Genomic DNA, 20,557 nt, shown 5'->3' with positions numbered 1-20,557 from the left:
CCCGGGGGTGGAGACCATGCGGTGGTCCTCCGTATCGGGGTGGGGTTTCCCTCAGGAACCGGCGGGTGTCCAGTGCGGGTCGCGGCCGAGGAAGGCGAGGAGTGTCTCGGCACGGTCGTACTCGTCCTTCGCCTCGCGCGCGGGTGCGAACACCCGGTAGGAGTCGCGGAGTTGGTCGACGAGCCGGTCCGCGGTCGGCCAGATTCCCTCGGCGAGGTCCGTGGCCAGTGGCCGGTTCTGGCCGGTGGCCGCCGCGATGTCCCAGGCGTGGACTGCCGCGTCCATGGCGGCCGTCGCCGCGGCGAACGGGAGGGGCATCGGGCCCAGCGGTGTCGGCACCTGGTCGGCGTCGGCGGGCAGCTGGGCGTAGGCGTCCGCCACCATGCGGAGCACCTTGTCGAGTTCGGCCACCGGGTCCCCGGCGAGGGCGTCCTCCGGGTGGAAGGGGTCGGAGTCGGGCCGGTCGCCGGTGAGGACGAGGCCGTAGGCCTGCTGGTCGATGCGTGCGTGGTTGAGGACCTGCCGTACCGTCCATTCGCTGCACGGCGTCGGCGCCGTCCAGGCCGCCTCGGGCACGGCGGCGACCACCTCGCGCAGATAGTCGTGCGAGCGGGTCAGTACCTCGATGCCCTGGATGTTCGTCATGAACGTTCCCCTCCCCTTCGTTCCGTGCGGTGAGGACAATCTAGGAGGCCTTGCGGACACCTACTGTCCGCAAGAGAAACGTTCGGCGCATCGGTGAGAGGGAATAGGCCAAGGATGCGAGATGTCCGTGAGTGGACGGCGCCACTGGTGCGGTTCCTGGGGCGGCACCGGGACCCGGTCGTCGTCCAGACGCTGCGGTCGGCGACCGCGGCGACGGTCGCGTATGTCGTCGCCCTGCGGCTGAGCCCCGAGCCCGCCCCGCTGACCGCTCCCCTCACCGCGCTCCTCGTCGTCCAGGTCACCCTCTACGCCACCCTCACCAACGGCATCCGCCGTGTGACCGCCGTGGTCGCGGGCGTGCTCGTCGCCATCGCCTTCAGCCTGCTGGTCGGCCTGACCTGGTGGAGCCTGGCCCTGCTGATCGTGGCCGCGCTGGTGGTGGGGCGGCTGGTGCGGGTCGACGAGTACGTGCCCGAGGTGGCGATCAGCGCGATGCTGGTCCTCGGGGTCACCACGGTCGGGAACACGGCCTGGGCACGGATCGTGGAGACACTGATCGGCGCGGTCGTCGGACTCGGCTGCAATCTGCTGCTGGCTCCCCCGGTGTGGGTGGACGAGGCCGGCGAGTCGATCGAGGGCCTGGCCCGTCGGCTACGGCGGCTGATGCGCCGCATGGGCGAGGAGGCGGCGGGCCGCACACCCGTCGACCACGCCACCGCCCGGCTGCACGAGGCCCGCCGGCTCGACCACGACATCGTCGAGGTGGACGCGGCCCTGCGGCAGGCCGAGGACAGCCTGCGGCTCAATCCGCGCGTACGGGAGGGGCTGCTGCACCGGGTCGTGCTGCGGACCGGCCTGGACACCCTGGAGATCTGCACGGTCGTGCTCCGCGTCCTCGCCCGCACCTTCACCGACCTGGCGAAGCAGCGCGACCCCGAGCCGCTGTTCGCACCGCCGACGGGCGCCGCCGTAGAGCAGTTGCTGTCCGAGATCGGTGACGCCGTGGTCAGTTTCGCGGTGCTGGTGACCACCGATGTGACGGTGAGCGCCGAGTCCGCGGAGTCGCGGCTCACCACCGAGCTGCACACGGCCGCCGCGACCCGCGACAAGCTGGCCCAGCTGCTCCTGGAGGAGGTGCAGCGCGACGCGGCCCAGTGGCAGCTGCTGGGCGCCATGCTGACCGAGGTCAACCGCATGCTGGACGAGCTGGACACCGAGCACCGCTCACGCCGACTGCTGGAGGAACTCGACCGGTGTGCCACTGAGCAGCGCACGCGCCTGCCGTGGCTGACCTGGCTGCGGGAGCGGGTGGGTGTGCCGGACCGGCTGCGCAGGAACCGGGGCGGGGGCGCCGATCGTTCTAGGTGACGAAGTCACCTGGGGGCGGGGCGCGCCCAGGAGGACGACTCGGCACAGCGGAACTATGGGGGCGGGCGTATGACCGACAGCACCGTACGGATCGACGGGAACACCTTGCGGCTGCCCGGTGGGGTGGCGGTGCGGTTCGTCCGCACGCTGCGGCTGCCCGAGACGGGCACGCATCCGTTGCCGCCGGGGCTCGGCGAGTTCCCGGTCCGGCGGGTCGCGGACTTCCCGGACACGGTGCCCGCGGAGTGGCGGGCGCGGGGCGGGGTGCTGCTGCCGGTGTATCTGCGCGAGGCGATGTGGCTGAGCTTCGCGGGCACGCGGGAGCCCGCCGCTCTACAGGTCGGGGTGGGCAAGGTGTGCGCGGTCTCGGGCGAGCCGTGGAGCGACCGGCTGTCCCGGGACCCGCAGAACTACGTGGTGCTGCCCCGCCAGCCGTGGCTCGACGGCATCAACTCCGGCAAGGGCACGGTCCGTCAGTTCGTGGCGGTCCCGCTCGGCCTCGGCGCGACGGTCGAGGGGCAGGTCACGGGCGAGGAGGTGTGGGGCGGCATCCAGCTCCAGTCCTTCCCGCTCGGCGAACGGGAGTTGACCAAGTGGCGCGAGACCGAGCGACGCCGCTCGGAGCGGGCGCGGACGACGGCCTTGCCGACCGGCGGCTACGGCATGCCCGCCGCGCCGATGATGTCCGCGCCCGGCGCCCCACCGGCACCGAGCCCCCGGGCCGCCGCTGCCATGGGGCTCGGTGCCGGCGGTTCGATGCACCAGGAGGTCTACGAGGACGACCGCCCGCTGAAGGACTGGGCCCACGCGCCTGCCGGGCGGGTCTTCGTGCACCTGGTGACGCCCCCGGAGTGGCGCCGCATCACCGGCGAGGCCCCGCCGCCGTCACCGGTGGACCGGGCCGCGTACACCCGGGCGGGGCTTCCCTGGTTCGACTACTACGACCAGGACGCCGAGGATCTCGCCCCCACCGACACCCTGGGCGCGGTGCGGCCGGTCGGCGACTGGCTGGGCGACGACCACGAACCCTGGCAGGAACCCGCGGCCGACCAGGTAGAGCCCCTCAAGGACGCGCACGGCAAGCCGGTGGAGGACGGCGACTGGTAGGCCATCCCCCAGGGCGCCGACTGGGCAGGGTGCCCGCCCGACACTCGTTGCACTGAATGCAACGCCCGTTGCCGGTCTTGCGCTCAACGGGCCCCGCACGCCAAGGTTGCCGTGACGACCGAGGCGAGCGACGACCTGAGGGTGTGGGCATGACGAGTGGTGCGGAGGCGTCACGCGAGGGCTGGAGCAGGCGCCGTTTCATCGGCGCCCTGGGCGGAACCGCGGCGGTGGTCGCGGTCCCCGCACCGGCCGCCACACCCGCGGATCCCGAATCGTCCCGTACGACCACCCCGGAACCGTCGGCCGCGAAGGCACCGGCACCGGGCACCCACCACACCGGCAACGCCGCCGGACCCCGCCCCCTCTGCATCGGCACGTACACCTCGGTCGACGGCGGCGGCAAGGGCATCGGCCTGGCCACCTACGACGCGTCGACCGGCCAGATCACCGGCGCGGGCACGCTCACCGGGGTCGCCGACCCGTCGTACCTCACCGTGCATCCCGACGGCCGCACGCTGTACGCGGTCGACGAGCAGACGGCCGGTGCGGTGACCGCCGTACGGCTGGCGGACCGTAAGGTCCTCGGCGCGCGGAGCACCGGCGGCGCGGGCCCCTGCCACCTGTCCGTGCACCCCACCGGGCGCTGGCTGCTCAGCGCGAACTACACGTCGGGCAGCGTGGCCGTGCACCCGATCGACAGTTCGGGCGCGCTCGGCGAGCGCACGGCGCTGGCCAAGCACTCCAGTCCGCAGCCGGGCCCGGGCCAGGACGGCCCGCACGCGCACCAGTTCGTGACCAGTCCCGACGGCGGCCATGTCCTCGCCGTCGACCTGGGCACCGACACGGTCTACACCTACCGTCTGGACACCACGAAGGGCACGCTCGCCGAGGTCTCGCAGGCGCACACCCGCGCGGGCGCGGGGCCGCGCAGCCTCACGTTCCACCCCGGCGGCCGGTACGCGTACCTGGCCAACGAGGTCGACGACACCATCGCCGTGTGCGCCTACGCCCCGGCCACGGGTGCTCTCTCGATCGGCGCCCCGCAGTCCAGCGGCAGCACGGGCAGTGCCACCAACTACCCGGCGCAGATCCTGGTGGCGTCGAGCGGTGCGTACGCCTTTCTCGCCAACCGGGGCGACAACACCCTTGCCCGGTACGCCGTCGAGGCGGACGGCGCCCGGCTCAGGCTGCTCGGCACGGTGCCGGTGTCCGGTGACTTCCCGCGGCAGATCGCGCTCTCGCCGGACGGGTCGCTGCTGTTCACCGCGAACCAGAAGTCGAGCACGGTGAGCGTGTTCCACGTGAACGACAGCACGGGTCAACTCACGCTCGCGGGCGTGCCGTTCGCGTCACCGGTCGCCGTCTGTGCGCTGCCGCTGTAGGGGGCGCGGGCAGGACGCGGCGCTGGCCTGGGTGAGCAGCACGTGCATGCGCTCGGTGAGGTGCGAGACCGTGTCGGCGGGCGCGTGAAACGGCAGGCGTACGTCGCCGTGGGCGCGGGCGCGCTCGATGCGCAGCGTCAGTCCGTGCCGGTCCACGGCGAGGGGCTGGACGCGAACCGCACCGTGCAGGCTGTCGGGTTCGACGAGCCGGGTGAGCCGCTCGACCGCGTCGGAGTGGCAGTCGGCGAGGTGGGTCAGCAGCTGGGCCTCGGCCAGGGCCAGCGGGTCGGGTTCGGCGGCGGCGAACTCGTCGAGGTCGACGACGACCGCGCCGGTCGCCGGGCGCAGCACCACGCGCGTTGCGCGGAAGGCGAGTCGGTCGTCCTCGGGGACGAACCAGCCGGCCATCCACAGCCGGGCCCGGATACGGTTGCGCACGGGGACGGGTGCGACGTCCGCGAACTCCAGGACGGCGGACGGCTCTCCGCGGGGCGCGCAGATCGCGGCCGCCAACAGGGCGCTGTCCTCGGGCACTTGCAGGAGCACCCGGCTGTCGTCGTCCACGCTGTGCGCACCGACGAACTCCTCGCGACCGCCCTCCGCGGTCACCGCGCAGGACCATGCGGCGGCGAGCACCGAGCGGGCTCGCTCGGCCGCGGCAGGCACGGCCGTCCACGTCTGGCTGTCACCCATCCCTGAACCTCCTTAGGTAAGCCTTGCCTAACTTACCGAAGATCGGGGCGCACGCCAACCACGCCACGCAATCTCTCCACCAAGTCGTCCAGGACGAGTTCCGGGCGACTCCAGGACGAGTTCAGGGCGAGATGACGCCCAACAGCGCCCGCGCGCACAGATCGCGCACCTGTTCCCGGCTCAACTCCGGCCCCCGCAGCCACTCCAGACAGACGGCGGTGGTGAAGGCCAGCCATCCACGCACCGCGAGCTTCGCGTCGGGCCGCTCCGCCACGGCCGGCCCGAACTCGGGATCCGCGGCGAGCGCGCCCAGGATCTGCCGCTCCTGCGCCGCCAACGCCCGCTGATAGACCCGCCGTACGGTCTGGTCCCCCGCAGCGTCGGCTCGGTGGAAGGCGCGGTAGCCGTGCGCGTGGGTGTGCACGTACTCCAGATACGTGTCGAGGGCGACGGCGAGTTGCTCACGGGCCGGTACGCCCGGCACGGCCGCCGTCATCCGCAGCATCCGCTCGCTCTCGCGCTCGACGACGGCCGCGAAGAAGTCCCGCTTGGTCGGGAAGTAGTGGTAGAGCAGCCCGCGGGAGACCCCGGCGATCTCGGCGACCTGCTCGATCCACACGTCGTCGTACGGGTCCTCGGAGAACAACCGCGCTCCCACCGTGAGGAGTTGCTCCCGACGCTCCTCGGTGCTGAGCCGACGGCGCGTGCGCCCTCCCTGGTTCGCGGCCATTCCCGCACTTTACTTGACGTCGGTTCGCCGACGGGATCACACTGAAACACGTTATTGAACCGACGTACAACAGGCTCAACCTGCCGCAGGATCAAGGGAGATCGCGTCATGGCGGAGACGACGACGGCGACGCCGACCGCGCTGCCGAAGGGATTCCGGGGCGCCGAGCAGGGCTGGCCCCACCTCGACCGCATCCCGCATCCCCCGCGCCGGGTCCCGCTGCTCGGCGACGTCCTCGGCGCCGACCGCCGCACTCCCCTCCAGGACACCCTCCGCCACGCCCGTCAACTGGGCCCGATCTTCCGGCGGAAGGCGTTCGGCAAGGAGTTCGTGTTCGTGTGGGGCGCGGACCTGGTCGCCGACATGGCGGACGAGTCGCGGTTCGCCAAGCATGTCGGCCTGGGGGTCGCGAACCTGCGGCCGGTGGCCGGGGACGGCCTGTTCACGGCGTACAACCACGAGCCCAACTGGCAGTTGGCGCATGATGTGTTGGCCCCCGGCTTCAGCCGCGAGGCGATGGCGGGCTACCACCCGATGATGCTGTCCGTGGCGGAGCGGCTCACCGACAGCTGGGACCGCGAACTGGCGGCCGGACGCTCGGTGGACGTGCCCGGCGACATGACCAAGCTGACCCTGGAGACGATCTCGCGCACCGGGTTCGGCCATGACTTCGGGTCCTTCGAACGCGACCGCCCGCACCCCTTCGTGACGTCGATGGTGGGCACGCTCAGCTACGCACAGCGCCTCAACTCCGTACCGTCGCCGCTGGCCCCGTTCCTGCTGCGCACCGCGACTCGCCGCAACGAAGCGGACATCGCCTACCTCAACCGCACGGTCGACGAGATGGTGCGGACGCGCCGCGGGGCGAGCGGAACCGGTGACGGCGACCTCCTGGACCGCATGCTGGACACGAGCCACCCGGAGACCGGCGAGCGCCTCTCCCCCGAGAACGTCCGCCGCCAGGTCATCACCTTCCTGGTCGCCGGCCACGAGACGACCTCGGGTTCCCTCTCCTTCGCGCTGCACTACCTGGCCCGCCACCCGGAGATCGCCGCCCGCGCCCGCGCCGAGGTGGACCAGGTCTGGGGCGACACCGAGACCCCCGGCTACGAGCAGGTCGCCAAGCTGCGCTACGTCCGCCGGGTCCTCGACGAGTCGCTGCGGCTCTGGCCGACGGCCCCCGCGTACGCCCGTGAGGCCACCCGGGACACCGAACTGACCGGGGTCCACCCGATGCGCCGGGGCGGCTGGGCGCTGATCCTCACGCCGATGCTGCACCGCGACCCCGAGGTGTGGGGCGCGGACGCCGAGGAGTTCGACCCGGACCGCTTCGACGCCAAGGCGGTACGCTCCCGCGCCCCGCACACCTTCAAGCCGTTCGGGACGGGTGCGCGGGCCTGCATCGGCCGCCAATTCGCCCTGCACGAGGCGACGTTGGTCCTGGGCCTGCTGCTGCGCCGCTACGACCTGCGCCCCGACCCGACGTACCAGCTGCGCGTGACCGAACGCCTGACGCTGATGCCGGAGGGCCTGCGCCTGCACCTCGACCGCCGCACCGCGACAGCGGCGCCCGCACCGGTCACGGTCCCCGACGAGGTGCGGTCAGAGCCCCGCTGTCCAGTGCACGGGACGGACGACTGACTCCGGCAGCCTGGTCCCGGCGCTCCCCCGGGCCGCGTTGACCTGCGGCTGGGTGAGGAAGAAAGCGCCGGTCAGATCGGCGTCCGTGAGATCGGCGTCCCGCATGTCGGCACCGATCAGATCCGCACCGCGCAGGTCGGCCCCGGTCAGATCAGCGGCGATGAGACAGGCACCGCGCAGATTGGCCCGGCTCAGATCGGCGCCCCTGAGCCGGGCACCCATGAGGTCGGCGCCCCGCCGCTCCTTCTTCTTACCGCGCACCCCGGCCCGCACCAGCTCACTGGTCCGGAGCAGCAGCACGTTGACCTCCTGCCGATGCGCGCCCACGTCCAGCGCGGCGAGCTCTTCGGGTGTGCCACGCGTGAGTTCCTCGGTACGGCCGAGGGCCCGGCGCAGATCTGCGTGCACCGGGCCGGCGGCGGGCAGGGTGAGCGCCTCGGTCAGGTACCAGAGCAGTTCGTGAAGCTGCCGTACGACGGGAAACACGTCGAACATCCGCCGGGCCTGCTCCCGGGGAGCCGTCCGCCAGTCCTGTCCGCCGAAGGTGACCTGCGAGACCCGCTGCCCGGCGCCGAAACAGTCGTAGACCGTGCAGCCGGTGAAGCCACTGGGCCGGAGCTTCGCGTGGATACCGCAGCGGTGGTCACCCTGAAGATTCGGGCACGGCGTCCCGGCGGCCTTGTCGAGCGCGAAGTCGGCCGAGACGGCGAAGGGCAGCGCCACACAGCACAGGCCGAAGCAGCGCTCGCAGTCGCCGCGGAGGTCGGAGCGGGCCGCTATGTGATCTTCCATGCCGTTCAGCGTACTGACCCGGCCGCATCGAGGCGCGCCAGCCGATCCGGGTCGGACAGGATGTACATCTCGGTGATCCGGCCGTCGGCGACGGTGACGCCCATGACCGAGAGGATCTGTCCCTCGGGGGCGTTGACGACGCCCACCGAGCCGTTGACCAGGGCGAGTTGGGTGGTGCGGGCGAACGGGGCGAACATGAGCGCCTGTTCGGCGACCGCGCGTGCGCCGCGCATCGCCTTGGACGCGGCGGCCCCCCGTACGAGGGCTCCGGAGTCGGCGCGCAGGGCCACGTCCGGGTGGAGGAGCGCGACGAGGGCGTCGAAGTCGCCCTCGCGGGCAGCGGCGAGGAAGGCCTCGACGATCTCGCGCTGGCGGGCGAGGTCGGGGGCGGTCGAGGGGCTGGCGCCCTGGACTCGGCGGCGCGCCCTGCTGGCCAGTTGGCGGGTCGCGGCCGAGCCGCGTTCCACGATCGGGGCGATGTCGTCGAAGGGCACCGCGAACATGTCGTGCAGGACGAACGCGAGGCGTTCGGCGGGTTCCAGGGTCTCCAGGACGACGAGGAGGGCGAGGCCCACCGAGTCGGCGTGGAGTGCTTCCTCCTCCGGGTCCAGCTCCGTGAGGGGACTGATCAAGGGGTCGGGGACGAAGGTCCCGGTGAAGGCCTCGTCCATGGGGTCCTCGCGGCGTGACGTACGGGAGCGCAGCAGGTCGAGGCAGACCCGGCCGACGACCGTGGTCAGCCAGCCGCCGAGGTTCCTGATGTCGTCCGCGTCGGTCCGGCTGAGCTTCAGCCATGTCTCCTGGACGGCGTCCTCCGCCTCCGGCACCGAGCCCAGCATGCGGTAGGCGACCGCGCGGAGCCGGCCCCGGTGTTCCTCGAAGCGGTCCGCCAGAACTTCCTCGTCGTTCATACCGTCCCCGTGGTGGATTCCTCGCCGGCGGCCGGTCGTCCGACGGCTCGCTGCACGTACTGAAGGATATTGACGGAGCCCGCACCCGACGGCATGATGACCGACTGCGTGGCCTACGCCGAACCTCCCACGACCGTCCCCGGCACGGTCTCCCAGCGGAGGCAAAGGGACCAGTGTCTCAGGTCGTTGTCGCAGCCCGATCGCCTCGGGCGGGGTTGCCGGGGAGCCGTCGCCCAAGGCGTGGAAGGCCGCGATGACAGCCCGTAGGAACTTCAAGCGCCAGGTGCGCGCCCGCGCCGCCAAGACCGGCGAGTCCTATACGACCGCCCTCCGGCACTTCCGTCCGACTCCATCAGGAGACGTCATGCCGGAAGCAAGGAACCCCAAAAGCGTGCGGCTCGCCGTGGCGCAGACCCCCGTACGCGAAGACCCCCGAGACGTCGAAGCACTGCGCGAGAGCGGGCGTGAGGTCCGTGCGCTGATGCGCGAGGCCAGCGCCCAGGGAGCGCGGATCGCGCACTTCCCGGAAGGCGCGATCTGCTTTCCCAACAAGTACGTCATGTCCGTCGACGGCCCGGACGCGGTCGGCCCGGCGGACTGGGACCGGTGCCAATGGCCCGTACTTCAGGCGGAGTTGGCCGCGATAGCCGAACTGGCCCGCGAGCTGCGGTTGTGGACGGTGATCGCGGCGGTGCACCGCCTGACGGGCCCGAACCGTCCGCACAACAGCCTCTACGTCATCTCCGATCGCGGCGAGGTCGTCACGCGCTACGACGAGCGTCTGCTGTCGAAGACGAAGGTCTCGTACATGTACTCGCCGGGCGTCTCACCGGTGACCTTCGAGGTCGACGGTGTGCGCTTCGGCTGTCTGCTCGGCATGGAGATCCACTACCCGGAACTGTTCGCGGAGTACGAGGAGTTGGACGTCGGCTGCGTCCTGTTCTCGACCAGCGGCACCCCGGGCAACATCGCCGCCCAGGCCCAGGGCCATGCCGCGGTCAACAGCTACTGGGTCAGCCTCTCGGTGCCCGCGCAGCACAGCGCCGTCGCGCCGTCCGGGATCGTCGCCCCCAACGGCCACTGGCTCGCGCGGTGCCCCTCGGACGACTCGCCGTCGGTGGCCGTCGTGAACCTCGACGACAGTTCGGAGGCCGCCGCCGACGCGGTGACCTACAGCCGTCCCTGGCGTCGTGAGGCACGCGCGGGCGTCTACACCGAGTACCAGGTGACCGACCCGCGCAGCGAGGACCGGACGGCGGCCTTCTAACCCGGAGGAGAATCCGGTGCCGCGTCGAGGCACCGGATTCTCAATAGCGTTGCGCCTTCGCCAACTTGGGGGTCAGTACCGGCTCCGGAGGCTTGGCGCTGATGGCGAGCGGCTGGGCCTTCGCGCCGGGGGCGAGGTTCTCGGCGCCGACGTAACGGGTCTCCACCACCTTCCCCGAGGAGTCGAGGAAGTCGACCTGGACGGCGTAGGACGCCTTCTTGTCGGTCTTGTTGGTGATGGTGACGACGACGGCGAGCAGGCCGCCTGTCTGGGCGCGCGGTTTGCCCGTCATGGCGACGTCCGACATCGCGTTGCCCTGGCCCTTGACGTCCTTGAGTTCGTTCTGGGCGTCCTTGCTCGCGCGGGCCACCTCGGACGACACGGAGGCCTCGAAGGAGGACGCGGCGGCCGATGCGGAGGACGCGGCGGCGGAGGCCTGCGCGCGGGCCGACGCGACCGCCGACGACGCGGCCGACTTCAGGGCCGACGGTGTCATCCCCGAGAAGGAGGCCGCGTCCGGGGTCGAAGCCTGCGAGCTGCTGCTGCCGGAGCTGTCGTTGTCGTCGCCGCACGACACCAGCCCGACCGTGCTCACCGCGACGACGGCGAGGGCCAGGGCGGTTGAGCGTCCCCGGCGGAGCGACTTGCTGTTCAGTGGCTTGGTATTCATCGAAATGAACCTTATGCCGGACATTTCGGCACTGCATGTCCTCGACGGCCACCCGGTGGAGCCCGCGACCAGCCGCGGCGCCCCTGCCTTACGCCTCGTCCCGCGTCAGAGCGAGCAAGCGGTCCAGGACGCGGGGGCCGCCCGCCCGTACCCCGTCGTGCTCGAACTCGTCGGTGACCCAGGTGCGCAGGCCGCGGATCGCGCGGGCGGTCCGGAGGGAGTGGGTCGCGTCGACGTACATGTCGTCGTGGTAGACGGCCGCGGCGACCGGGACCTCGTTGGCGGCGAGGCGCGCGGGGTCGTAGAGGGGCTGCCAGTCGGTGTGGGCGGCGAGGAGTTCGGCGGTGTCGCGGAGCGGGCGCAGGGCGGGGTCGCAGTCGAACATCCAGGGGTGGATGGACTCGCCGGTGAAGAGGAGGGGGCTGTCGCCCGCGAGGGTCTTGGCCGCGTCGAACTGCGGGAACTCGGCGCGGACCCGCTCCGCCGACCAGGCGGTGGGGCGGCTGTCCTGGCCGTAGACCGACTCGTGGACGAGGGCGTAGAGGGGGTGGCCGGCGTAGGAGAGGGAGTTCTGGACCTCTTCCTGGAACGCGTCGGAGAGCTCGAAGCCCTGCGGGGTACGGACGAAGGCGTTCTCCAGGAGGAAGTGGAGGCGGTGGCTGCCGTCGCTGCCGCCGAGCATGATGCCGAGGGACTGGAAGGCCTCGGCGGTGAGCCGGTAGCCGTTGGGGAGGACCGGCTCGTGCCGCATCAGGTGCTCGGCGATGCGGCGGGCGCGCTCCACGTCCTGCGGGTAGCGGTCGTAGTGGGCGGCGACCTTGCGCTCGATGCGCGGGTAGGCGGCCCGGTAGACGTCGTCGGCGTGCGCGTCGAGGGACGGGAGGCCGCCGGTGAGGACGGCGGCGCGCAGGCCTTCGGGGGCGGTGGACAGGTAGTTCACCGCGCAGAAGCCGCCGAAGCTCTGGCCGAGGACGGTCCAGGGAGCGCCGCCGGTGAGGGCGGGGCGGATCGTCTCGCAGTCCCGGACGATCGAGTCGGCGCGGAAGTGCGTGAGGTGCTCGGCCTGCTCGGCGGGGCCGCCGCGCAGCGGGAGCGTCTGCCGGGTGAGCGGGGTGGAGTGGCCGGTGCCGCGCTGGTCCAGGAGGAGGACGCGGTACTCGTCGAGCGCGCGGCCGAGCCAGGCCTGCCTACCGACGAAACGATTCGCCCCGAAACCGGGTCCACCCTGGAGATAGAGCAGCCACGGCAGGTCCTCGCGGTGCGCCTTGTCGCTCGCGACGACCTCACGGGCGTAGAGCTCGATGGTCTCGCCCGTGGGGTCCTCGTGATCGAGGGGCACGGTGAAGTGGCGGTCGGTGAGGACGACGCCGGGCTGGCGATAGCTGACGGACAACGGGGCTCTCCTGGGACGGACGATTTACGGGCCGCGTCACATCTCAGCACATGCGCGTCCGATATCCGACCCCCTGGATCATGAAATCCTGCCGATCACTACTGACCGACCGATCAGCGGGCGGCCAGGCTGGAGCGGCGCACCACCAGTTCCGGCTGGAGCACGACCCGCCGGTGCTCGTGCGGACGCGCGGCGGTCTCCGCCTCCGTCTCCTCCAGGAGCAGCTCGGCGGCCAACGCGCCCATGGTGACGGCCGGTTGGCGGACCGAGGTGAGCGGTACGGCCGCCGCCGCCGCGAACTCGATGTCGTCGTAGCCGACGATCGCGAGGTCGTCGGGGACGCCGACCCCGGCCGCGTACATGGCTTGGAGCACGCCGAGGGCGAGGAGGTCGTTCGCGCAGAAGACCGCCGTGGGCCGGTCGGCGAGGCCGAGCAGCCGGGCCCCGGCGTCCCGCCCGGCGGCCACGTCGAGCCGGTCGGTGGGCAGCTCGCGCAGCGCGTCGGGGTCGAGACCGGCCTCGGCGAGCGCGTTCTTCGCGCCCGTACGGCGGTCCCGCACCTGGTTGAAGCCGGGCGGCCCGCTGACGTACGCGATCGAGCGGTGCCCGGCATCGACCAGGTGTCGCACGGCGAGCGCGCCGCCGGCGACGTCGTCGACGGAGACCGAGCACTCGGTGGTGCCCTCGGCGACCCGGTCGACGAGCACGAAGGGGATGCCGTGCCGCCGGAAGGACTCGATATTGCGTCCGGTCGCGTCGGCCGGGGTCAACAGCACGCCCCGCACCCGCTGTTCGGCGAAGAGCGAGAGGTAGTCGGCCTCCTCGACGGGGCTCTGCGCGCTGTTGCAGACCATCACACCGAGCCCCGATTCACGCGCGGCCCGCTCGGCGCCGCGGGCCACGTCCACGAAGAACGGGTTGCCCATGTCGAGGACGAGCAGCCCCATGATCCGGCTGCGCCCGGCGCGCAGCTGGCGCGCGGACTCGCTTCGGACGTAGCCGAGGCGGTCGATCGCGGACAGCACGCGGGCCCGGGTCTCCGTGGCGACGGTGTCCGGGCGGTTGATGACGTTCGAGACCGTGCCGACGGAGACTCCGGCGGCGCGGGCGACGTCCTTGATACCCACCGGCTGGGCCATCAGGCGGAGACCTCCAGGGTGACGTGGGGCGGCGGGCAGGTCTTCACATTACCGCCATGACCTGTGCCGACTCCTGCGGCGGTGCCGCTCACGCGGGCAGGGCGAAGTCGACGACGTGAAGTGCCGAGGGGGTCGTACCGCTCGACTTCTCCTGGTACATGAACGACAGCACGTTGTCCGCCTTCACCCGCGGCTCGTCGATGACGACCTCACCGAACGCGTTCAGGTCGCTCCCGTCGTACAGCAGCGCCCAGTCCGTGTAACCCGAAGACTTCGAGGCGCCCGCGATACGGCCGTACGGCAGGACCGCGTAGGCGTTGTCGTACTTGTCCAGGACCAGCTTGGTGCGCTGGCTGGAGTTGAGGGCGATCGGGATCTCGGTCTTCTGCCAGGTCCCGGCGGAGTTCTTGCGGACGTGGAAGGCACGGCCGTTGGCGGTGCGGTCGGTGACGTAGTTGGTGGTGCACTGGCCGAAGCGGCCGGGGACGTAGCTGATGATCGCGTGCGGGAGGCCGGTCGAGTCGGTGGTCTGGCTCTCCTGGTTCATCAGGGAGTGGTCGGGGTCGAGCGGGTCGACGACCAGCCCGGCGTCGGTGACGGCCACGGTGTCCGAACTACCCGTAGTTCCTACGACAGTTCCCGCGTCGTTGCGCCAACTGCGGCCCTGGTCGGTCGAGTAGACGTAGCCGGTGTCGTGGTTGGTGATGCCCCCGCTGTTGCACATCACGGCGGCGGACTGCTCGCGCCAGGTGAAGAAGGAGTGCAGGCGGCCGTTCACGTCGTAGTCGATGCCGTGCAGGTACATGTTGCGGGCAGTGCTGGAGCCGTGCGCGCTGGTATAGGTACCGGTCGAACCGCTCCACTCCCCCAACGCGGTCCACTGCGAACCGTCGTACTCCGCAAGGGCGTTGCGGCCGTTGCCGGAGATCCCGACGCGGTAGCTGAGCTGCAGCTTGCCTTCAGGGGTGGCGATGAACTGGGGGTAGGTGAACTGGCTGGTGAGTGTGACGCCGTCCAGCGATGTCTGTACGGCGCCGAGGACGGCCGAAGTCCAGGCGGTGGAAGCCGGGTTGTCGAGGAGACCGGCGATCGACTTGACGTAGAAGAAGCCGTCGCTGTGGGAGTCCATGTTGAGGTGAAGACGGCCGTCGACACGGGAGACGCCCATGGAGACGACGTTGTGGGAGTCGTCGCTCTTGAGCTGGTGGGAGAGGGTGATCGTGGACCATGTCGAGCCGCCGAGGACACGGCGGGCGACGACGGCGTACTTGGTGGACGTGTACCAGGCCGCGTACTGATAGCCCTTGTAGGTCAACAGGCCGTTCTTCTGGAACGAGTTGTTGTTGACCAGGCCGTCGTACGAGACGAAGTAGACGGCCTGGTCGTCGAGTTGGGTGGTGCCCTTCTTGGTGACGGACGGGCCGGGGTCGGCCGCCCGTGCGATGCCCGGCGTTGCCACGGCCGCAAGTATGGCGGTCGTGAGCACGGCGCGTCTTCTCATGAGTGGCTCCTGTGGGGGATCACGCGAGGTGGAAGACCTCGGTGAGGGGCTTCATCGCCTCGTCGGGACGGGCGCCGTCCAGGGACTCGAAGAACGGCGCCATCTCCGCCTGCCAGCGGGAGTTGATGTCGGTGGCTTCCATGCCGGCCTGGGCGGCGGCGAAGTCCTCGGTCTCCAAGTAGCCGACCAGCAGGCCGTCTTCACGCAGGAAGAGCGAGTAGTTGTGCCAGCCGGTGGCCGAGAGTGCGTCGAGCATCTCGGGCCACACGGCGGCGTGCCGCTCGCGGTACTCGTCGAGGCGGTCCGCCCGGACCTTCAGCAGGAAGCACACGTGCTGCATCAACACCCCTGTATCTACTAGAAGTTGAACTGGTCGATGTTCTTCGCGTCGAACACGGTCGGCTTGCCGAGGCTGATCACGCCGTCCTTGCCGATGGTGTACGACGTCCCGCCGGCCTTGAAGGTCTCGCCCTCCTTGCCGGTGATCTGCCCCGACACCAGCGCCACGGCCGTCTGTGCGGCGAGGGCGCCGAGCTTCGCCGGGTCCCACAGCTCGAAGCCGTCGACGGTGCCGTTCTTGACGTACTTGCGCATGTCGTTGGGGGTGCCGAGGCCGGTCAGCTTGACCTTGCCCTTGTACTTGGAGCCGGAGAGGTACTGGGCGGCGGCCTTGATGCCGACGGTGGTCGGGGAGATGATCCCCTTCAGGTTCGGGTGCTCCTGGAGGAGACCCTGGGTCTGCTGGAAGGACTGCTGGGCGTCGTCGTTGCCGTAGGCGACCTTGACCAGCTTGATGTTCTTGTACTTCGGGTCCTTCAGCTCCTCCTTCATGAAGCCGATCCAGGTGTTCTGGTTCGTCGCGGTCTGCGCGGCCGACAGGATCGCGATCTCGCCCTTGTAGCCGATCTGCTGGGCGAGCAGCTGCACCTCGGTGCGGCCGAGGTCCTCGGCGCTGGCCTGCGAGACGAAGGCGTTGCGGCACTCGGGGTTGGTGTCGGAGTCGTAGGTGACGACCTTGATCTTGTTGCTCATGGCCTGCTTGAGCGCGGTGCACAGGGCGCCCGGGTCCTGCGCGGACACGGCGATCGCGTTCACCTGCTGCTGGGTGAGCGTGTTGACGTAGGAGACCTGACCGGAGGTGTCGGTGGCACTGGTCGTGCCGACTTCCTTGTACTTCTCGCCCAGTTCGGTGAGCGCCTTCTCGCCGCCCTTGTCGGACGTGGTGAAGTACGGGTTGTTGACCGCCTTCGGCAGGAAGGCGACGGTGAGCCCCTTCTTGAGCGCGGCATTCGGATCGGCCTTGCCACCGGTGACGGCCGATCCGGTGTTCTCGTCCTTCACGTCCTTCTTGGTGGTGCCACCGCAAGCGGTGGCGACGAGGGTGAGCGAAGTGACGGCGACGAGGGCGGCACAGGCACGCCGAAGGGATGTTTTGCGCATGTCGGTTCCTTTGTGACGAAGGTGAGTACGACGCGCCTTGAAGGGGCGCGGGGAACTGCGCGACCAGCCACAGTCGGCCGGCAGCTTTCGAACGACCTATCCGACGGCGCGCGCAGCGGCCCTCGCGATGGCAATCTGGCGTGCGACCCGAGGCCCAAGTACCGAGACCACGAGCAGAACACCGGTAACAACGATCTGCGACTGCGCGGAGACATTCACCAGGCTCATCACGTTCTGCAACGCCCCGAGCAGAAAGACCCCGGCAACCGCACCTCCCAACGTCCCCTTCCCGCCGTCGAAGTCGATCCCGCCGAGCAACACCGCGGCTACGACGGACAGTTCGAGCCCGGTCGCGTTGTCATACCGAGCACTCGCGTAGTGCAGCGCCCAGAACACCCCGGTGAGAGAAGCCATCAAACCCGTCACCGTGAACAGGATCAGCTTCTGCCGCCGAACCCGGATGCCGGCAAACCGCGCCGCTTCCACATTCGCCCCGATCGCGAACAACGACCGCCCGAACGGCGTCGCGTGCAACACGACCACGGCGATCGCGAGCAACACGAGGAAGGGCAGGAACGCCCGCGGCAGGAACGTGCCCCCGAGCCGCCCGGACGCGAAGTCCAGGTACTGCGTGGGGAAATCGGTCACGGCGTCGGACCCGAGCACGATCTGCGCGATCCCCCGGTACGCGGCGAGCGTGCCGATCGTGACGGCGAGGGACGGCAGCCCGAGCCGGGTGACGAGAAGCCCGTTGACCAGCCCGCAGGCCACGCCCAGCAGCAGGCAGATCGGGATGATCGTCTCGATGGTCATGCCGTCGTTCCACAGCTTGCCCATCACCGCGCCCGACAGCCCGGCGGTGGAGGCGACCGACAGGTCGATCTCGCCGGCGACGACCAACAGCGTCATCGGGAGGGCGATCAGCGCGATGGGAAGGGTGTTGCCGATCAGGAACGACAGGTTCAGCGCGTTGCCGAAGCCGTCCACGAAGGAGAAGGAGAACAGCAGCAGGACGATCAGGAGGGCGCCGACGACCGTGTCCCAGCGGATCGCACGCGTCAACGACTCAGGCATGGCGGGCGTTCCTCTTCTTCAGTGCGGTGGCCACACGCAGGGCGACGATCCGGTCGACGGCGATGGCGAGGATGAGCAGGATGCCGTTGATGGCCAGCACCCAGACGGAACTGACGCCGAGGGCGGGCAGCACACTGTTGATCGAGGTCAGCAGGAGCGCGCCGAGCGCCGCGCCGTAGACGCTGCCGGAGCCGCCGGTGAAGACCACGCCACCCACAACTACCGCGCTGACCACGGTGAGTTCGTACCCGGTGCCGGTGCCGGAGTCGACGTTGCCGAAGCGGGCGAGGTACATCGCGCCGGCGAGTCCGGCGAGCCCGCCGCAGAAGGTGTACGCGGCGAGGATCCGCTTGCGGACGGGGATGCCGGCGAGCCGGGCGGCCTCGGGGTTGGAGCCGAGCGCGTACAACTCCCGCCCGCTGCCGAAGTGTTTGAGGTAGTAGGCGGTGGCGATCAGTACGGCGAGCGCGATCATCGCCAGCCAGGGCACGGCCGACAGGCCGCCGGAGCCGAAGTCCACGAATCCGCCCGGGAGATCGGCGGCGGTGATCTGCCGTGAGCCGACCCAGATGGAGTCGACGCCCCGGATGATGTAGAGCGTGCCGAGCGTCACGACCAGCGCGGGCACCTGCCCCAGACTGACCAACAGCCCGTTGACCAGGCCGAGTCCGATACCGAGCAGGACCGCCAGCAGGATCGCGATGACAGCGTTGCCACCGCCCTGCAGATAGGTGCCGGTGGCGAAGGCGGTGATGCCGAGCGTGGAGCCGACGGACAGGTCGACGTTGCGCGTTATGACGACCAGCGACTGCCCGGTGGCGACCAGCACCAGGATGGTCGCGTTGAGGAGCAGGTCCTTGATGCCCTGCTCGGACAGGAACTCGCTGTTGCCCGCCTGGGTGATGCCGATCATCACCAGGAAGACGACCAGGATGGCGAGTTCGCGCATCTTGAAGACCCGGTCGACGAGCCGGGTGCTGCTCGACTCGGGCACTTCGGCGGCGGGCGCGGGATTGGGCGCGGTGACCGTCATACGGCGGCCCTCCCGAAAGCTGCAATCGTCATGAAGGACCTGTTCATGCGGCGGCCCTCCCGGTGGCTGCGGCCATCACGGTTTCCTCGGTGGCTTCGGAGCGGGGGATCTCGGCGGTGAGGCGGCCCTCGTGCATCACCAGCACGCGGTCGGCCATGCCGAGGATCTCGGGCAGATCGGAGGAGATCATCAGGACGGCGACCCCGTCGGCGGCCAACTCGCTGAGCAGCCGGTGCACTTCGGCCTTGGTCCCGACATCGATGCCACGGGTCGGCTCGTCGACGATCAGCACCTTCGGTCCGGTGGCGAGCCACTTGGCGAGGACGACCTTCTGCTGGTTGCCGCCGGACAGGGTGCTGACGGTGTCGGCGATCCGCGCGTACTTGACGTGCAGCTTCACCGCCCAGTCGAGGGAACGGCTGCGCTCGGCGCCGCGGTCGACGAGGCCCGCCCTGACGGTCGTCCGCAGGCCGGTCAGGCCGATGTTCCGCTCGATGGACATGTCCATCACCAGGCCCTGGGCGCGCCGGTCCTCGGGGACGAGGGCGAGCCCCGCGGCCATCGCGGTCGAGGGGGCGCCGTTCGTCAGCGACTTACCGTCGACCTCGACCCCGCCGGCGTCCCACCGGTCGATGCCGAAGAGGGCCCGCGCGACTTCGGTACGGCCGGCTCCGACAAGCCCGGCGAGACCGACGATCTCCCCGCGCCGCACGTCGAAGGAGACGTCGGTGAAGACACCCTCGCGGGTCAACCGCTTGACGCTCAGGGCGACTTCACCGGGTTCGACGTCCTGCTTGGGGTACAGCTCGTCGAGATCGCGGCCGACCATGCGGCGTACGAGATCGTCCTCGGTCATCCCCTCGATCGGCTCGCTGGAGATCAGGGCGCCGTCGCGCAGGGTGGTGACGCGTTGGCAGATCTGGAAGATCTCCTCCAGGCGGTGCGAGATGAACAGGACGGCGGCGCCCTGTTCACGCAGGGTGCGGACGACACCGAAGAGGCGGGCCACCTCGCTGCCGGTGAGGGCGGCCGTGGGCTCGTCCATGATCAGGACGCGGGCGTCGAAGGAGAGCGCCTTGGCGATCTCCACGATCTGCTGGTCCGCGATGGACAGTCCGCGCGCCGGGCGGTCGGGGTCCAGCTCGACGCCGAGCCGCTTCATCAGGGCGGCCGTCGCCGCGTAGGTGGCCTTGTGGTCGATACGGCCGAGCGCGCGGCGGGGCTGGCGGCCCATGAAGATGTTCTCGGCGATCGACAGGTCGGGGAAGAGGGTCGGTTCCTGGTAGATCACGGCGATACCCGCGTCGCGGGCGTCACCGGGGCCGTGGAAGAGGACGGGCACGCCGTCGAGCAGCACCTGCCCGGCGTCGGGCCGGTGCACACCGGCGAGGGTCTTGATGAGAGTGGACTTGCCCGCGCCGTTCTCACCGGCGAGTGCGTGCACCTCACCGGGGAACAGTTCGAGGGACACGTCCCGCAGGGCGCGCACCGCGCCGAAGGACTTGGAGATGCCCTTGAGCGCGAGCACCGGGGCCGGACCCGCTTCTGACGGGTGGGTCATGAGGGGCTCCTCGACGACGCCGGCGGGTAGGCCCTCACAGCGTCGTGAAAGGTTTCAACTTGGTTGCCGGGACGTTAGGCGCGTCAGCCTTGTCACGTCAATGGGTCCGCCTCGAAAAACTTTCGATAGCCAAAGGTCACATTGGAGTCACGGGCCACAGGCTTCGCCGTAGGGCTTGACACCCCTTCGGGAGGCTCATAACTTCGCTCT

At 70.3% G+C, this 20,557-nt stretch carries 19 protein-coding genes; 5 read left to right on the top strand and 14 right to left on the bottom strand.

Annotation, left to right across the window (positions count from 1 at the left end):
* Positions 1–51 precede the first annotated feature (51 nt).
* A complete protein-coding gene (locus OG407_RS44355) occupies positions 52–645 on the bottom strand; it encodes a TIGR03086 family metal-binding protein (protein WP_405866370.1) in 594 nt (197 codons plus the stop codon).
* A gap of 114 nt (positions 646–759) precedes the next feature.
* Between OG407_RS44355 and OG407_RS44350 the strand changes: the two genes are divergently transcribed.
* The 3 genes from OG407_RS44350 (at position 760) to OG407_RS44340 (ending at position 4,502) form a co-directional block, all read left to right on the top strand.
* Positions 760–2,013, top strand: a complete 1,254-nt coding sequence (locus OG407_RS44350; protein WP_405866368.1) for an FUSC family protein — start codon at positions 760–762, stop codon at positions 2,011–2,013.
* Positions 2,014–2,082: 69 nt separating this feature from the next.
* The gene (locus OG407_RS44345; RefSeq protein WP_405866366.1) at positions 2,083–3,120 is read left to right on the top strand and encodes a hypothetical protein; all 1,038 of its coding nucleotides are present in this window, start codon (positions 2,083–2,085) and stop codon (positions 3,118–3,120) included.
* 149 nt (positions 3,121–3,269) lie between these two features.
* Positions 3,270–4,502 carry a lactonase family protein gene (locus OG407_RS44340; RefSeq protein WP_405866364.1) on the top strand — a complete coding sequence of 411 codons (1,233 nt, stop codon included), beginning with the start codon at positions 3,270–3,272 and terminating at the stop codon, positions 4,500–4,502.
* Here OG407_RS44340 and OG407_RS44335 read toward each other — a convergent pair.
* The gene (locus tag OG407_RS44335; protein WP_405866362.1) at positions 4,470–5,195 is read right to left on the bottom strand and encodes a DUF2470 domain-containing protein; all 726 of its coding nucleotides are present in this window, start codon (positions 5,193–5,195) and stop codon (positions 4,470–4,472) included. The genes OG407_RS44340 and OG407_RS44335 overlap by 33 nt on opposite strands.
* 121 nt (positions 5,196–5,316) lie before the next feature.
* The gene (locus OG407_RS44330; RefSeq protein WP_405866360.1) at positions 5,317–5,925 is read right to left on the bottom strand and encodes a TetR/AcrR family transcriptional regulator; all 609 of its coding nucleotides are present in this window, start codon (positions 5,923–5,925) and stop codon (positions 5,317–5,319) included.
* Positions 5,926–6,033: 108 nt separating this feature from the next.
* Between OG407_RS44330 and OG407_RS44325 the strand changes: the two genes are divergently transcribed.
* Positions 6,034–7,566 carry a cytochrome P450 gene (locus OG407_RS44325; RefSeq protein ID WP_405866358.1) on the top strand — a complete coding sequence of 511 codons (1,533 nt, stop codon included), beginning with the start codon at positions 6,034–6,036 and terminating at the stop codon, positions 7,564–7,566.
* Here OG407_RS44325 and OG407_RS44320 read toward each other — a convergent pair.
* Together OG407_RS44320 and sigJ are read right to left on the bottom strand one after the other, a co-directional pair.
* A complete protein-coding gene (locus tag OG407_RS44320; protein ID WP_405866356.1) occupies positions 7,528–8,358 on the bottom strand; it encodes a pentapeptide repeat-containing protein in 831 nt (276 codons plus the stop codon). The genes OG407_RS44325 and OG407_RS44320 overlap by 39 nt on opposite strands.
* 5 nt (positions 8,359–8,363) lie before the next feature.
* Positions 8,364–9,269 (bottom strand): RNA polymerase sigma factor SigJ, encoded by a 906-nt coding sequence (sigJ, locus tag OG407_RS44315; RefSeq protein WP_405866354.1) that lies wholly within the window; start codon positions 9,267–9,269, stop codon positions 8,364–8,366.
* A gap of 253 nt (positions 9,270–9,522) precedes the next feature.
* Between sigJ and OG407_RS44310 the strand changes: the two genes are divergently transcribed.
* Positions 9,523–10,536 carry a carbon-nitrogen hydrolase family protein gene (locus OG407_RS44310; protein ID WP_405866352.1) on the top strand — a complete coding sequence of 338 codons (1,014 nt, stop codon included), beginning with the start codon at positions 9,523–9,525 and terminating at the stop codon, positions 10,534–10,536.
* 40 nt (positions 10,537–10,576) lie between these two features.
* On the opposite strand, the gene OG407_RS44305 is transcribed toward OG407_RS44310, so the two are convergent.
* The 9 genes from OG407_RS44305 to OG407_RS44265 form a co-directional block, all read right to left on the bottom strand.
* Positions 10,577–11,206, bottom strand: a complete 630-nt coding sequence (locus tag OG407_RS44305; RefSeq protein ID WP_405866350.1) for an FxLYD domain-containing protein — start codon at positions 11,204–11,206, stop codon at positions 10,577–10,579.
* 88 nt (positions 11,207–11,294) lie between these two features.
* On the bottom strand, positions 11,295–12,599 hold the full coding sequence (locus OG407_RS44300; RefSeq protein ID WP_405866348.1) for an alpha/beta fold hydrolase: 1,305 nt from the start codon (positions 12,597–12,599) through the stop codon (positions 11,295–11,297).
* A 113-nt stretch (positions 12,600–12,712) separates the two neighbouring features.
* Positions 12,713–13,738, bottom strand: coding sequence for a LacI family DNA-binding transcriptional regulator (locus tag OG407_RS44295; RefSeq protein ID WP_033278942.1), 1,026 nt, complete (start codon positions 13,736–13,738; stop codon positions 12,713–12,715).
* Positions 13,739–13,826: 88 nt separating this feature from the next.
* Entirely contained in the window at positions 13,827–15,239 is a 1,413-nt protein-coding gene (locus tag OG407_RS44290) for a BNR repeat-containing protein (protein ID WP_405866346.1), read from the bottom strand.
* A gap of 19 nt (positions 15,240–15,258) precedes the next feature.
* The gene (locus OG407_RS44285; protein ID WP_405866344.1) at positions 15,259–15,579 is read right to left on the bottom strand and encodes an L-rhamnose mutarotase; all 321 of its coding nucleotides are present in this window, start codon (positions 15,577–15,579) and stop codon (positions 15,259–15,261) included.
* Between the two features lie 17 nt (positions 15,580–15,596).
* Positions 15,597–16,679 (bottom strand): rhamnose ABC transporter substrate-binding protein, encoded by a 1,083-nt coding sequence (rhaS, locus tag OG407_RS44280; RefSeq protein WP_327399441.1) that lies wholly within the window; start codon positions 16,677–16,679, stop codon positions 15,597–15,599.
* A 96-nt stretch (positions 16,680–16,775) separates the two neighbouring features.
* Entirely contained in the window at positions 16,776–17,753 is a 978-nt protein-coding gene (locus OG407_RS44275) for an ABC transporter permease (protein ID WP_405866342.1), read from the bottom strand.
* Entirely contained in the window at positions 17,746–18,786 is a 1,041-nt protein-coding gene (locus tag OG407_RS44270) for an ABC transporter permease (RefSeq protein WP_365985864.1), read from the bottom strand. The genes OG407_RS44275 and OG407_RS44270 overlap by 8 nt, the downstream gene beginning before the upstream one ends.
* A gap of 43 nt (positions 18,787–18,829) precedes the next feature.
* Positions 18,830–20,347, bottom strand: a complete 1,518-nt coding sequence (locus OG407_RS44265) for a sugar ABC transporter ATP-binding protein (protein WP_405866339.1) — start codon at positions 20,345–20,347, stop codon at positions 18,830–18,832.
* Positions 20,348–20,557 lie beyond the last annotated feature (210 nt).

This window comes from Streptomyces sp. NBC_01515 (assembly GCF_045040345.1).
In the GTDB taxonomy this organism is placed as follows: Bacteria; Actinomycetota; Actinomycetes; order Streptomycetales; family Streptomycetaceae; genus Streptomyces.
Note: the sequence above shows the minus strand (reverse complement) of the source record. Positions and strands in the feature narration are given on the sequence as shown.